Raw genomic sequence first — 12,917 nt, 5'->3', positions numbered from 1 at the left:
ATCGCATGCGCCAGTCCGCCGCGGACGGCCGCGACCGCGTTTCGCCGCGGCGGGCCGGGCCGGCGCGCGGTCAGTCGGCCTCGCGCAGCGCCGCCGCCGCGGCGATGGGGCCGAGCACCGCGAAGAGGAGCGTCGTCGCGCCGAGGAGCGCGAAGGGCGGGCCCACGGCCCGGCCCGCCGCCGCGGCCTCCACGGCGCCGACGCCGAAGATCACCACCGGGATCGACAGCGGCAGCACCAGCACGGCGATCAGCACCCCGGCGCGCCGCAGCGTCACGGCGAGCGCCGCGCCGACGGCTCCGATCAGCGCCAGCGCCGGCGTGCCGAGGACGAGGCTCGCGAGCGTCACAGCCAGCAGGCCCGGAGGAAGGTTGAGGAGGATGCCCGCGAGCGGCGTCGCGGCGATGAGGGGGAGGGCGGCCGCCGTCCAGTGCGCCGCCGCCTTGGCGAGGACCACCAGGACGAGCGGCGTGTCGGCGAGGCGGAGCTGGTCGAGCGTCCCGTCCTCGTGGTCGGCCTGGAACAGCCGCTCGAGGCCCAGGAGCAGCGCCAGCAGCATCGCGATCCACAGGAGCGCCGGGCCGATGCGCGCCAGCAGAGGAAGGTCCGGCCCCAGCGCGAACGGCGCGACCGCCGTCACCGCCAGATAGAAGATGACCCCGACGCCGCCGCCGCCGCCCGCGCTCCACGCGAGGCGCACGTCGCGCATGTAGAGCGCGAGCAGCCTCATTCCGCCTCCGCCACGGCCGGGGCGGCGTCTTCGGACGGCGCGGCGGCCGAGGTGAGGTCGAGTGTCACGGTGTCGATACCGAGCGGCTCGTGCGTCGCGGCGAGGATCATGCCGCCGCCGGCGACGTGCTCGGCCATCAGCGCGGCAAACGCCGCGCGCGATGCGGCGTCGAGCCCGGCGGTCGGCTCGTCGAGCAGCCAGACCGGCCGGCGCACCGCCACGAGCCGCGCGAGCGCCAGGCGGCGCCGTTGCCCCTGGCTGAAGAGCTGCGCGGGCGTGTCGATCAGCGTCAGCAGACCGACGCGGTCGAGCGCGCTCTCTATCGAGGCATCGATATCCACAGCACCGGCGGCTTCGGCCGCGTTGCCGGACCAGTCGCCGATGTCCGGGGCGTCGAGCGTGCGGATCCAGAATCGCACGTTCTGGTCGGCGGTTAGCGGCAGCTTGATCGCATTCTGGTGTGCGACGAGATGCATCGCCCGGAACGGCGGGCCGTCGACGCCGGACAGCCGGATGGTGCCGGAACGCGGGCGAATCAGCCCGGCGACGGTGCGCAGCAGGGTCGACTTGCCGGCGCCGTTCGCGCCGACCACCGCCATCGCCTGGCATCCGGCGACGCGGAGGCTTATGTCCTTGAGAACCCGCCGACCGCCCCGTTCGACGTCGAGTCCGTCAACTTCTAGAGACAGCATGGCGCGCTAATTGTATCGAGTGGGCCGCTGCCGCTTGATCATGGCGTCGATTGGGCGTTTGTAGCGGCAAGTTGCAAATCGTTCCAATGAAGGGGGCCGCCGTGACCCGCTCGCTCGACAGCTTCAAATGCCGAACAGAACTCCAGGTCGATGGCAAGACCTACACCATCTTCGACCTCAAGGCCGCCGAGCGCAACGGACTTTCCGGAGTCTCCCGCCTGCCGATGTCGCTGAAGGTCCTCCTCGAGAACCTGCTGCGCTACGAGGACGGCAACACCGTCACCGCCGACGACATTAAAGCCATTGCAAAGTGGGTCGAGGACAAGAAGTCCGACCGCGAAATCGCCTACCGCCCGGCCCGCGTGCTGATGCAGGACTTCACCGGCGTTCCCGCCGTCGTCGACCTCGCCGCGATGCGCGACGCGACCGAGAGCCTCGGCGCCGACCCGAAGAAGATCAACCCGCTCGTCGAGGTCGACCTCGTCATCGACCACTCGGTCATGGTGGACCACTTCGGCACCCCCTCGGCCTTCAAGCAGAACGTGGAACTCGAGTACGCGCGCAACGGCGAGCGTTACCAGTTCCTGCGCTGGGGCCAGTCCGCCTTCAACAACTTCCGCGTCGTCCCGCCGGGAACCGGCATCTGCCACCAGGTGAACCTCGAGTACCTCGCCCAGACCGTCTGGACGCGTGAGGTCGACGGCGAGCTGCAGGCCTTCCCGGACACCCTCGTCGGCACCGACTCGCACACCACCATGGTGAACGGCCTCGCCGTCCTCGGCTGGGGCGTCGGCGGCATCGAGGCGGAGGCGGCCATGCTCGGCCAGCCGATCTCGATGCTGATCCCCGAGGTCATCGGCTTCAAGCTGCACGGCAAGCTGCCCGAAGGCACCACCGCGACCGACCTCGTGCTGACCGTCACGCAGATGCTGCGCAAGAAGGGCGTCGTCGGCAAGTTCGTCGAGTTCTACGGCGCCGGCCTCTCGGCCCTGTCGCTCGAGGACTGCGCGACCATCGCCAACATGGCCCCCGAGTACGGCGCGACCTGCGGCTTCTTCCCGGTCGACGACGACACGATCCGCTACCTCACCTCGACCGGCCGCGAGCAGCACCGCATCAACCTCGTCAAGGAGTACTCCAAGCTCCAGGGCATGTACCGCACCGACGAGACCGAGGACCCCGTCTTCACCGACACGCTGGAGCTCGACCTCTCCACGGTCGTCCCCTCGCTCGCCGGCCCGAAGCGCCCGCAGGACCGCGTCGCGCTGACCGACGCCGCGTCCGCCTTCAAGGATGCCGTCGTCGGCATCAAGGGCGGCGCCAAGTCCAAGGCGCCGGAGACGGCGGCCGCGGGCGGCGACGCGCGCTACATGGCCGAGGGCGCCCAGGCCGACCAGTCCGCCTACCCGGGCCACGTGGTCGAGGGCGAGGAGTACACGCTGTCGGACGGTGACGTCGTCATCGCCGCCATCACGTCGTGCACCAACACCTCCAACCCGTCGGTGCTGATCGCCGCCGGCCTCGTCGCCAAGAAGGCGCACGAGAAGGGGCTGAAGGTGAAGCCGTGGGTGAAGACCTCGCTGGCGCCCGGTTCCCAGGTCGTCACCGACTATCTCGCCAAGGTGGGCCTGCAGGAGCACCTCGACGCGATGGGCTTCGACCTCGTCGGCTACGGCTGCACGACCTGCATCGGCAACTCCGGCCCGCTGCCGGAGAAGATCTCCAAGACCATCAACGAGAACGACCTCGTCGCGTGCTCGGTGCTCTCCGGCAACCGCAACTTCGAGGGTCGCGTGAACCCCGACGTGCGCGCCAACTATCTCGCCTCGCCGCCGCTGGTGGTCGCCTATGCGCTCCTCGGCACGATGACGAAGAACATCACCACCGAGTCGCTCGGCAAGGACAAGGACGGCAACGACGTCTTCCTGAAGGACATCTGGCCGACCTCCCAGGAGGTCGCGGAGATGGTCCGCACCGCGATCACCCGCGAGATGTTCGACACCCGCTACGCCGACGTCTTCAAGGGCGACGAGAACTGGCAGGCCGTGAAGGTCTCCGGCGGCCTCACCTACGACTGGCCGCTGTCCTCCACCTACGTGCGCAACCCGCCCTACTTCGAGGGCATGGGCATGGAGCCGGAGCCGATCGAGGACATCGAGGACGCCCGCATCCTGGCGCTCTTCCAGGACTCGATCACGACCGACCACATCTCCCCGGCCGGCTCGATCAAGCCGTCCTCGCCCGCCGGCACCTACCTCAGCGAGCACCAGGTCGGCGTGAAGGACTTCAACTCCTACGGTGCCCGCCGCGGCAACCACGAGGTCATGATGCGTGGCACGTTCGCCAATATCCGCATCAAGAACCAGATGGTGAAGGGCGTCGAAGGCGGCGTGACCTACCACCAGCCGGACGGCGCCGAGATGCCGATCTACGACGCGGCGATGAAGTACCAGGACGAGGGCGTCGACCTCGTGGTCTTCGCCGGCAAGGAGTACGGCACGGGCTCCTCGCGCGACTGGGCCGCGAAGGGCACCCGTCTCCTCGGCGTGAAGGCGGTCATCGCCGAGTCGTTCGAGCGCATCCACCGCTCGAACCTCGTCGGCATGGGTGTGCTGCCGCTGGTCTTCACCGGCGGTGACACCTGGGAGTCGCTCGGCATCACCGGCAAGGAGCAGGTCTCCATCCCCGGCCTCGCCGACCTGAAGCCGCGCCAGACGATCACCGCCACCGTCACCTACGAGGACGGGTCGACGAAGGACATCGAGCTCCTCGTGCGCATCGATACCGCCGACGAGCTCGCCTACTACAACAACGGCGGCATCCTGCACTACGTGCTGCGCGGCCTCGCCAAGGACAGCGCCGCGGCGGCGTAAGCCTCGCGGAAGGGGCGGCCCTCGGCCGCTCCGCCTCACAGCGCGAATGCCGCTCCCCCGGGGCGGCGAAAAGGGGCCTCAGGGCCCCTTTTGTCTGTCCGCTCGTATGTCCGCCGGTGCGCCGGTGGTGTCTAATGATCCTCCCAGAACAGATAACGGGAGGATCACTCATGGCCGTCACCGACGCCCCCAGCGACCAGACTTTCGTCCACACCCACCTCGCCGACACCGCCTTCAAGGAAGGGCTGCGCCCGTACGCATCCTACCGCGACCTCGGCATGGCGCGGGGATCGGCCGGACGGGCGACCGCGCACGTCATCCGCTTCCACCCGCCCTGCACGGACGAGGTGCGCGTCTGGCACACCCACGACGTCGAATTCCAGATGGTCTACGTGCTGAAGGGCTGGGTCGTCGCGGAGATGGAGGGCCACGAGCCGGTCAAGATGGTGGCGGGCTCCGCCTGGATGCAGCCGCCGAAGATCCGCCACCGCCTGGTGGACTACTCGGACGACTGCGAGGTGCTGGAGGTGGTCCTGCCCGCCGACTTCGAGACCGAGCTCGTCTGACGGCCGGTGCCACGAGCCGCATCGCGGCCCAAATCACGCAAGATGCGCGGCCCGCGTCACGCAAGCCGGACCGCAACGCGTCCCGCGTTACGCAGGGCGGACCGGACGTCGCCCCAATGACGCAAGACGCCCGGCGCCGCAGGGCGGCTCCGGGCGTTAGTTGCGGCATGGCGCGGCGGCGGCTGCGCCGCCCGCGGCGTCGTCGCCGGGGATCAGAAGGTGGTCTCGACCACGTCGCTCTTCGCCGCGTCCTGCACGTTGCGGCCGAGCAGCGCGGCGGTCATGTAGTGCAGGAACTCGCCGGTGCCTGCCTTCCAGATCTGCGCCGGGCCGAGGTCGAAGCGCAGCAGCGTGAGGTCGGGATCCTCGCGGCCCTTGTCGAACCACGCCCCCACCGCGGGCGACCAGAACCTGTCGATCACCGCCGGGTCGTTATCGATGCTGAGCGTGCCGTGGATGCAGGCGAAGAGGTCGTGCCCCTTGGCCGAGAAGTTGATCACGCCCGCATGCGTCGCCGACAGCGACTGGACGAGGCGGTTCTGCCGGTTGGTGTAGAAGTAGATGCGGTTCGGCAGGTCGTCGTCGAACTGCGCCGTCATCGGCTGGCTGTGCGTCTCGTCGACGCCGTTGAGGCCGAGCATGACGAAGCGGCTGTGGTCCAGCGTCTCCCAGAACTTGTCCTTCAGGGTCTGTGCGTCGGTCATATCCGTGTCTCCTGATGTTGCAGGGGAAACGGCGGACCGGGGGACAGGGTTGCGTCGGCGCGCTGTCGCGGCGGCATGATGGCCGGGGACGCGGCGGAAACGCTGGGCTTACGCCTCAGAAATTGTTGTTGAGGAGGGCGGCGATGAGCAGCAGGCCGATGGCGACGCCGATCCAGCGCCCGATCCCGCCCTGCGACTCGCTCGGCTCCTGCAGGCGCGGGCGGCGCGCGGGGACGGAGTATACGTCCGTCTCGAGGCGCCGCGCGCCCGGTGTCGCGGTGTGGCTGGCGGTCGGCTCCGCGACCTCCGCCTCGTCCTGCGTGGGAGCCGCGTCGACGAAGCCGCCGGTGGCGTCGGTGGCGGCGGTGGTCGGCTCCAGCGTCTTCACCTCGTAGGCGACGGGTCTGGAGGGGATGCGCTCCGGCTCGGCCACGGGCTCGACCTCCGGTGTCTTCGGCTCGTCGACCGTGTCGCCGTCGAGCAGGGTCTGCAGTCGGGAGAAGAACTCCGCCGTCAGCGTGCGTGCCGTGGTCTCGAGGCGCAGCACCTCGACGCTGGCGAGCGGACCCTCGAGCTCGAGGGTCACGTGATAGGCGAGGTTGGTGGCGTCCTCGTCGATCGCGGCGAGCGCGACGTGGGCGCTGCCGGCCGCGGTGCCGTTGGCGCTGTCGGCCTGGCCGCGCAGGGAGTAGCCCGACGGCGGATCCTGGTTATAAAGCTGCACAACTCCACTGAGGGTCGGCCGGAAGGGGCCGACCTTCAAGGTCGCGGAAAGGTCGAAGGTGTTGCTGTCGACTTTATTGAGGGTCTGGATCCCGGGGATCGCCTGGCGCAGAACGACCGGATCGTGGAGTGCATCGTAGACGCGCCACTGACTGGCACCGATGACCCTTTCACCCGAAAATTCCACGCGTGCGCTCCACCCGGCATCGTCGTGCGCAATCAATAAAGGACGGCCCCAATGGCGTCAAAAGCTTCGAGCCCGGTTCCGACTGCTTGCCCGATCTGTCTGGGTACGTCGTTAACGCTGGGACCGAACGGGCGGCTGTCGCCGAACGGCACGATGCCGCGGTGCGCCGGCTGCGGCGCCCTGGAGCGGCACCGCGCCTTCCGCACCGTGTTCGACGCCATCGTCCCGGTGCTGGCCGGGTCGCGGGTCCTTCAGTTCAGCCCGGACACCTGCGCCCCGCGCGAGCCGTTCGCCCACTTTGAGATCTCGGAATTCAACGGTCCGAACCACCTCGACATGGCCGACATCGCGAGGCCGGCCGCGAGCTACGACCTCGTCATCGCCAACCATGTGCTGGAGCATGTGGAGGACGACATGGCCGCGCTCGGCGAGCTCGGCCGCATCACGGCGGACGAGGGCGTGGTCTTCCTCTCCGTGCCCGATCTCCTGCGCGTCGCGCGCACCAAGGAGTACGGCTACGCGCGGGAGGACAAGTACGGCCACTGGCGCCTCTACGGGCCCGACATCGTCGAGCGCTGGCGCCGCGCGGTGCCGGACTGGCTGGGCCTCGGCGTGGTCGCGCGGGACCCGATCACCGACGAGCCGGACCGCGCGACGCTCCTCTCCCGCAGCCCGGAGCGCATCGCGGCCCTGGCGGGCGCCCTCACGGACGCCGGCCTGGAGCCGTTCGACGCCTTCGCCCCCGCCCGCGTCCACTGAGGCGGGCGCGCAGGGGAGGCGCCCCGGAAGCGTGCCGCGAGGCCCGACCGGCGGACCGGCCGGGCGGCGGGGCGGTCAGCTCTTCGGCGCGGCCGGGCTGAACTTCGGGATCGCCATCTCCGACGCGGGCTGCGCCTCGATGCCGGGCCAGTTGTGCTCGGACTTCTCGAGGTTGCCGCCGATGTCCTCCTCCCAGAAGGTGACGACGTTGGGGGTGATGTTCAGGTAGAGCTTCCCGTCGACGATCCGCCACAGGTCGGGATTGCCGGGCACCTTGCCGCCCTGGGCGACGCCGTAGGCGCAGTGGCCGTCGTACTGCGGCGCGTACTTCGCCGGATCCTCCTGGAACCTTGCGAGGTTGTCTGCGTTCGCGAAGGCAAAGGTGGAGCCGTTGTACTCGGCGGTGAAGGCCTTCGACCCCGGCACTGCGGCCGGCTGCGGGGACCCTACGGGGGCCTGTTTCAGGTCGAAGTAGGCGACGACGTCGTAGCCCGAATTCGCGAACCCGGTCGCGTTGACGTACTGCTCGCCCGCGAAGGCGGGGACCGTCAGGAAGGCTGCGAGGGCAGCCAGGGCATAACGCATCATGGATCTCTCCTCTGAGGTTGCCGCCAGCCGCCTTTCTCCCGTTCTTCGTTGTTCGGGCGGCCGCGCGCCACTCGACATAGGCAACGCTCTTTCGCGCCGCTGTTGCCTCGCGCGAATCCAACGAACATTTGATAGCCACGTGCGTTATAGATTTTCGTTCCAGGAAGGTGCCACGACAGGACGGGCATCTTCCCACCGACCAAGAGGATGGGGACCATCATGCTTCAATCGTTAGCGGATTGGCTCGGGCGCCTGACGCACGCCGACACAGCGGAAGAGGGCTTCTCCGTCGCCGACCCGCGCCTGTCGGTGGCGGCGATCCTCGTCCACATCATCGCCATCGACGGCATCGTCACCGACGAGGAGAAGACGCGCCTCAGCGAGGTGCTGCGCTCGCACTACGAGCTGTCCGAGGCCGAGACCAGTGACCTCATCGAGGAGGCCACGCGCCGCGACGACGAGGCGGTCGACCTCTACAGCTTCACCTCGATCCTGAAGCGCGAGCTCGACGAGGAAGGCCGGCGACAGGTTGTGATGATGATGTGGGAAATGGTGTACGCCGACGGGGTTGTTTCCGAGTTCGAAGATAACATTGTCTGGCGTGTGGCCGAGCTGATCGGAGTCTCCTCGCGTGACCGGGTGACGTTGCGCAAGGAGATCGAGGAGAAGCAGCAAAAAGGCCAGTAGCGTCGGCAATATAGGTCTGGTAGCATCAAGCCATGGCGTCTGAACATTCGCACGACACGGACCAGTCTCGACCCATGGCCGCTCCGCCGGCCGAACGCCCCATCCTCACCGTTCTGCACCAGGCGCACTCGACGCCGGGACGCGTCGGCCAGGCGCTCGTCGCCCGAGGATACAAGCTCGACATCCGCCGCCCGGCCCTGGGCGACCAGCTTCCGGAGACGACCGAGGAGCACGCCGGCGTGCTCATCTTCGGCGGCCCGATGAGCGCCAACGACACCGACGCGTTCGTCAAGAAAGAGATCGACTTCATCAACGTGCCGCTGCGCGAGGGGACGCCCTTCCTGGGCATCTGCCTCGGCGGCCAGATGCTCGCCAAGACGATCGGCGGCACCGTCGGCCCCCACCCGGAAGGGCAGGTGGAGATCGGCTACTACGACATCACGCCCACGGCCTCCGGCGAGGCGCTGATGGAGTGGCCGAGGAAGGTCTACCAGTGGCATCGCGAGGGCTTCAAGACCCCGCGCGGCACCGACCTCCTCGCCTCCGGCCACCACTACGAGGAGCAGGCCTTCCGCGTCGGCAGGAACGCCTACGGCATCCAGTTCCACCCCGAGCTCACGCTCGCGATGATGCACCGCTGGACGACGCGCGCGGCCGAGCGGATGAAGCTCCCCGGCGCCCGGCAGCGCGGCGACCACTTCGCCGGGCGTGCCGTCTACGACGGTCCCGTCCGCGCATGGCTCCACAACTTCCTCGACCTCTGGCTCGCCAGCGGCTCGGCAAGGGCTACCCAGTCCACGGTCCGCGATACCGAGGCGTCCGATGCGCCTCCGGGAACGGAGACCAATCCGCGCCGCTGCGCCATCGCCTGACGCCGCACGAGGCGCTGGCCGTCCCGCGCGGGCCGGCCGCCCCATTCATCGCCGCAACCGCTCCGGCCCCGGTTTTCCGGGGCCTTTCCGTTTGTGCGGCCGGCCGATCCCCCGATCGCGCTCTCTCCAGCGGCGCCGGTCCGGCTGCCGGACCGGCAAAAGAAAAGGCGGCCGCGTCGTACGCGGCCGCCTCGGTGCGGTTGAAGCTCTTGCGCCGCTCAGCCTCCGCGAGGCGCGGCGCGGGGCTTACTTGACGGCGGCGACGATCTTCTGCGCGGCGTCGTCGAGGTCGTCGGCGGAGGTGATGGCGAGGCCCGAGCCGTCCAGCAGCGCCTTGCCCTGCGCGACGTTGGTGCCCTCGAGGCGCACCACCAGCGGCACCTTCAGGCCGACTTCCTTCACCGCGGCGATCACGCCCTCGGCGATGACGTCGCAGCGCATGATGCCGCCGAAGATGTTGACCAGGATGCCCTTCACGTTCGGGTCGGCGGTGATGATCTTGAACGCCGCCGTCACCTTCTCCTTCGAGGCGCCGCCGCCGACGTCGAGGAAGTTGGCGGGCTCTTCGCCGTAGAGCTTGATGATGTCCATCGTCGCCATGGCGAGGCCGGCGCCGTTGACCATGCAGCCGATGGTGCCGTCGAGCGCGACGTAGGCGAGGTCGTACTTGGACGCCTCGATCTCCTTGGCGTCCTCCTCGGTGAGGTCGCGGAGCTCGGCCACCTCGGGGTGACGGAACATCGCGTTGCCGTCGAACGAGACCTTCGCGTCGAGAACGCGGATGTGGCCGTTCTCCATCACGATGAGCGGGTTGATCTCGAGGAGGCTCATGTCCTTCTCGGTGAATGCCTTGTAGAGCTGGCGGGCGAGGGTCGCCATCTCACCCTTGGCCGGCTCCTCGAGCGCGAGGGCCTGCTGGATCTTGGCGACGTCCGTGTCCGTCACGCCCGCGACCGGGTCGATGTTCACGGTGACGATCTTGTCCGGCGTCTCCTCGGCGACGGCCTCGATGTCCATGCCGCCCTCGGTCGACACCACGAAGGCGACGCCGCCGGCCGAACGGTCGACCAGGATGGAGAGGTAGAGCTCGCGGGCGATGTCGGCGCCGTCCTCGATGTAGAGGCGGTTCACCTGCTTGCCGGCGGGGCCGGTCTGCTTCGTGACCAGCGTGTTGCCGAGCATCTCCTTGGCGTTGGCGACCACCTCGTCGATCGACTTGGCGAGGCGCACGCCGCCCTTGGAGTCGGGGCCGAGCTCCTTGAACTTGCCCTTGCCGCGGCCACCGGCGTGGATCTGGCTCTTCACCACGTAGAGGGGTCCAGGGAGCTTCGCGGCAGCGGCGGCAGCCTCGTCGGCGCTGGTGATCGCGACACCTTCGGCGACCGGAGCGCCATAGGTCTTCAACAGCTGTTTGGCCTGATATTCGTGAATGTTCATGAGATCCTCGGGTCGCGTCGACGTCGATGGCGCTGCTTCGCTGTCGCCCCTGATACCAGACTTTCGGTCGTCGTCCACGCTCAAGGGGCGAATGGAGCGGCCAAGCACATGTCGATGTGCTCGCATTCCGCCTCGAGCGCAACATTCCACTTCACGGAAGTGCCCGTGACGGTGAAGCCGAGCTTCTCCAGAACGCGGCAGGAGGCAACGTTTCCCGCAAGGTAGCCGGACTGGAGCCGGCCGAGGCCGAGAGTGCCGAAGGCATGGGCGACGACCGCCGCGGCCGCCTCGGTCGCGTAGCCCCGGCCCCAGAAGGGCGGGCCGAACCAGTAGCCGAGGAGCCCCCCGTCCGCCCCCACCGGGGAGATGCCGACGATGCCGGCGAGGGGGCCGCCCGCCGCCTCGCGCACGGCGAAGCACGCGTGGGCGGGGGCGATGTCGCCGAGGAAGACGTCCGCATCGGCGGCGGTGTAGGGATGCGGCACGCGCACCAGCCAGCGGCTCACCGAAAGGTCGCCCGCATAGCTAATGACCGCGGCCTTGTCGGTCAGGCGGGGGGCGTCGAGGACGAGCCGCGCGGTGCGGATCTCGGGTACCGGCGACCAGTCCATCGGGGCGTGCCTTCGGTCGGAAACGGGGAGGGCGCTCGCCGGATCATAGCGCCGGAGAGCGCGGAGGAAATGCGTCGGCGCTCAGGCGCCCGCGTCCGTCGCGTCGCACTGGGCGGTCGCGGCGTTGATGGCCGCGTGGGAGCCGGCGAGCGGAACGTCCACCACACGCCCGTCGGCGGCGTTGCCGATGACCGACGCCTTCAGCGTCATTCCCTTGCGCAGGCGCTCCATCAACTCGTCCTGCCGCGTCACCTTGGTGACCGGGAACCAGGCCTTGTCGTGGTCGGAGAACTCAAGCGAGGCGATGCGCGTCATCACGTGCCCGTCGACGTCGAACTGCAGGCCGCCGATGATGCGGGGCTCGGCATAGGAGACGCCGGTCACGTGGATCGCGAGGGTCTGGGCCGAGTCGCACGTCACGACCAGCTTGATCGTCTCGGGCGGCGGCGGCGGCGGCGGCGTTTCGGGGAAGGCGGTCGACCGCTGCCCGTCGTCCACGGTGTGGACACTGAGGTCCGGCCATTCGTTTTCACCCGGTACGCGGATGTAGGCCGCCGGCGTATCGTCGGTCTCCGCCGTGGCGTTCCAGGTGTCGGCCGCGCGGGCCGGGAGGGATGTCGAAGCGGTCGCGATCACCAGGACCGCGGCTGCCGTACGCAACGCTGTGTACATGGATCCTATCCATCAACTCGATGTCGTCACCGAGCGCGGACCCGTCTCCCGACCGGGACCCGTTTCACGCATGTCCCGCCCGGAGGTGCCGCGATCGTCCATGGTCGGATCGCGGCGCCCGGCCGCCCGTCACTCGGTCGCTCATGTCCGCCCGGCGCCTCGGAGGCCGCCGTGCGAACCGCGATAGGTGGACCAAGGTGCGGCCCAATTGCAACACTCCGGCGTGCACGGCAGGGCTCACGAAACGGTGCCGGCGCCTCGCAGGCCCGGCGACGTCCGGAATATCACTTTGATATCAATGGGAGGCCGCGCGATGGGCTGCGCCGACTTGTCCGAGGCGGTGCGCCGTCGGATGCGGGGAAATCAACAGCCGTCGATGACCTTGTTGATCGCGTCGCCGGACCCCTTCAGCGACACCGTGAAGGCGTCGCCCTCGCGAAGGGGCGGGTCGAAGTCGTACGTCACCGTGCTGCCGCGCTTGAGCGCGGTGAGCACCTCGTCCTCGGTGGAGACGACGGCGGTTGCACGCCAGGCGGCATCGCGCTCGCTGAACACCAGCAGCGCGTCGCGGACGTAGGTGTCGTCGTCGACGGTGAACCGGATCTTCTGCGATCCCGTGGGCTCGCTCATCGCGTAGAGGGCCGGGCTCAGGATCACGTTGGATCCCGAGGTGCACGACACGGTGAACCCGACGGCGTCCGTGTCGGGCACGCCCCAGAACGCGACGTTGCCCGACGGCGCCTCCTGGACGAACCAGCGAGGCTCGTTTGCGGCGCTCGTCACAACGAGCGCCGCGCCAAAAGCCGCTGTCAGGAC

Annotated in this window: 13 protein-coding genes and 1 pseudogene; 5 read left to right on the top strand and 9 right to left on the bottom strand. The window is 68.9% G+C overall.

Annotated features, from left to right (window positions below; genetic code table 11):
• Positions 1 to 70: 70 nt before the first annotated feature.
• Positions 71 to 724 carry a heme exporter protein CcmB gene (ccmB, locus tag DLJ53_RS23320; RefSeq protein ID WP_111349952.1) on the bottom strand — a complete coding sequence of 218 codons (654 nt, stop codon included), beginning with the start codon at positions 722 to 724 and terminating at the stop codon, positions 71 to 73.
• 2 nt (positions 725 to 726) lie between these two features.
• Positions 727 to 1,422, bottom strand: a complete 696-nt coding sequence (gene ccmA, locus DLJ53_RS23315) for a heme ABC exporter ATP-binding protein CcmA (RefSeq protein ID WP_111349647.1) — start codon at positions 1,420 to 1,422, stop codon at positions 727 to 729.
• A gap of 101 nt (positions 1,423 to 1,523) precedes the next feature.
• Between ccmA and acnA the strand changes: the two genes are divergently transcribed.
• Together acnA and DLJ53_RS23305 are read left to right on the top strand one after the other, a co-directional pair.
• Complete coding sequence (gene acnA, locus DLJ53_RS23310; RefSeq protein ID WP_111349950.1) at positions 1,524 to 4,295, top strand: aconitate hydratase AcnA; 2,772 nt, start codon at positions 1,524 to 1,526, stop codon at positions 4,293 to 4,295.
• 239 nt (positions 4,296 to 4,534) lie between these two features.
• Positions 4,535 to 4,861 (top strand): annotated as a pseudogene (locus tag DLJ53_RS23305) (cupin domain-containing protein); the annotation flags it as partial.
• Between the two features lie 212 nt (positions 4,862 to 5,073).
• Here the strand turns inward: DLJ53_RS23305 and DLJ53_RS23300 are convergent.
• A complete protein-coding gene (locus tag DLJ53_RS23300; RefSeq protein WP_111349643.1) occupies positions 5,074 to 5,565 on the bottom strand; it encodes a pyridoxamine 5'-phosphate oxidase family protein in 492 nt (163 codons plus the stop codon).
• Positions 5,566 to 5,680: 115 nt separating this feature from the next.
• Positions 5,681 to 6,475 (bottom strand): SRPBCC family protein, encoded by a 795-nt coding sequence (locus DLJ53_RS23295; protein WP_162409495.1) that lies wholly within the window; start codon positions 6,473 to 6,475, stop codon positions 5,681 to 5,683.
• 153 nt (positions 6,476 to 6,628) lie between these two features.
• Here DLJ53_RS23295 and DLJ53_RS23290 point away from each other — a divergent pair, with 153 nt between their 5' ends.
• On the top strand, positions 6,629 to 7,234 hold the full coding sequence (locus DLJ53_RS23290; RefSeq protein WP_202913309.1) for a class I SAM-dependent methyltransferase: 606 nt from the start codon (positions 6,629 to 6,631) through the stop codon (positions 7,232 to 7,234).
• Between the two features lie 75 nt (positions 7,235 to 7,309).
• Here DLJ53_RS23290 and DLJ53_RS23285 read toward each other — a convergent pair whose 3' ends face one another.
• Positions 7,310 to 7,822 carry a YHS domain-containing (seleno)protein gene (locus DLJ53_RS23285; RefSeq protein ID WP_202913308.1) on the bottom strand — a complete coding sequence of 171 codons (513 nt, stop codon included), beginning with the start codon at positions 7,820 to 7,822 and terminating at the stop codon, positions 7,310 to 7,312.
• 219 nt (positions 7,823 to 8,041) lie between these two features.
• Between DLJ53_RS23285 and DLJ53_RS23280 the strand changes: the two genes are divergently transcribed.
• Positions 8,042 to 8,509 (top strand): tellurite resistance TerB family protein, encoded by a 468-nt coding sequence (locus DLJ53_RS23280; RefSeq protein WP_111349946.1) that lies wholly within the window; start codon positions 8,042 to 8,044, stop codon positions 8,507 to 8,509.
• A gap of 74 nt (positions 8,510 to 8,583) precedes the next feature.
• Positions 8,584 to 9,381 (top strand): glutamine amidotransferase, encoded by a 798-nt coding sequence (locus DLJ53_RS23275; protein ID WP_111349638.1) that lies wholly within the window; start codon positions 8,584 to 8,586, stop codon positions 9,379 to 9,381.
• A gap of 246 nt (positions 9,382 to 9,627) precedes the next feature.
• Here DLJ53_RS23275 and sucC read toward each other — a convergent pair whose 3' ends face one another.
• From sucC to DLJ53_RS23255, 4 genes are all read right to left on the bottom strand, one after another.
• Complete coding sequence (gene sucC, locus DLJ53_RS23270; protein ID WP_111349636.1) at positions 9,628 to 10,818, bottom strand: ADP-forming succinate--CoA ligase subunit beta; 1,191 nt, start codon at positions 10,816 to 10,818, stop codon at positions 9,628 to 9,630.
• 80 nt (positions 10,819 to 10,898) lie between these two features.
• Entirely contained in the window at positions 10,899 to 11,429 is a 531-nt protein-coding gene (locus tag DLJ53_RS23265) for a GNAT family N-acetyltransferase (protein WP_111349634.1), read from the bottom strand.
• 81 nt (positions 11,430 to 11,510) lie between these two features.
• The gene (locus DLJ53_RS23260) at positions 11,511 to 12,101 is read right to left on the bottom strand and encodes a hypothetical protein (RefSeq protein WP_146620070.1); all 591 of its coding nucleotides are present in this window, start codon (positions 12,099 to 12,101) and stop codon (positions 11,511 to 11,513) included.
• Positions 12,102 to 12,464: 363 nt separating this feature from the next.
• Positions 12,465 to 12,884 (bottom strand): invasion associated locus B family protein, encoded by a 420-nt coding sequence (locus DLJ53_RS23255; protein ID WP_111349631.1) that lies wholly within the window; start codon positions 12,882 to 12,884, stop codon positions 12,465 to 12,467.
• Positions 12,885 to 12,917 lie beyond the last annotated feature (33 nt).

The organism is Acuticoccus sediminis, assembly GCF_003258595.1.
GTDB classification, from domain to species: Bacteria; Pseudomonadota; Alphaproteobacteria; order Rhizobiales; family Amorphaceae; genus Acuticoccus; species Acuticoccus sediminis.
Note: the sequence above shows the minus strand (reverse complement) of the source record. Positions and strands in the feature narration are given on the sequence as shown.

What these genes read in the sequence shown, in the direction of transcription:
- ccmA (WP_111349647.1), bottom strand. Translation starts at nt 1,422, where the DNA reads ATGCTGTCTCTAGAAGTTGACGGACTCGACGTCGAACGGGGCGGTCGG.
- DLJ53_RS23300 (WP_111349643.1), bottom strand. Translation starts at nt 5,565, where the DNA reads ATGACCGACGCACAGACCCTGAAGGACAAGTTCTGGGAGACGCTGGAC.
- DLJ53_RS23290 (WP_202913309.1), top strand. Translation starts at nt 6,629, where the DNA reads ATGCCGCGGTGCGCCGGCTGCGGCGCCCTGGAGCGGCACCGCGCCTTC.
- DLJ53_RS23285 (WP_202913308.1), bottom strand. Translation starts at nt 7,822, where the DNA reads ATGATGCGTTATGCCCTGGCTGCCCTCGCAGCCTTCCTGACGGTCCCC.
- DLJ53_RS23280 (WP_111349946.1), top strand. Translation starts at nt 8,042, where the DNA reads ATGCTTCAATCGTTAGCGGATTGGCTCGGGCGCCTGACGCACGCCGAC.
- DLJ53_RS23275 (WP_111349638.1), top strand. Translation starts at nt 8,584, where the DNA reads ATGGCCGCTCCGCCGGCCGAACGCCCCATCCTCACCGTTCTGCACCAG.
- sucC (WP_111349636.1), bottom strand. Translation starts at nt 10,818, where the DNA reads ATGAACATTCACGAATATCAGGCCAAACAGCTGTTGAAGACCTATGGC.
- DLJ53_RS23265 (WP_111349634.1), bottom strand. Translation starts at nt 11,429, where the DNA reads ATGGACTGGTCGCCGGTACCCGAGATCCGCACCGCGCGGCTCGTCCTC.
- DLJ53_RS23260 (WP_146620070.1), bottom strand. Translation starts at nt 12,101, where the DNA reads ATGTACACAGCGTTGCGTACGGCAGCCGCGGTCCTGGTGATCGCGACC.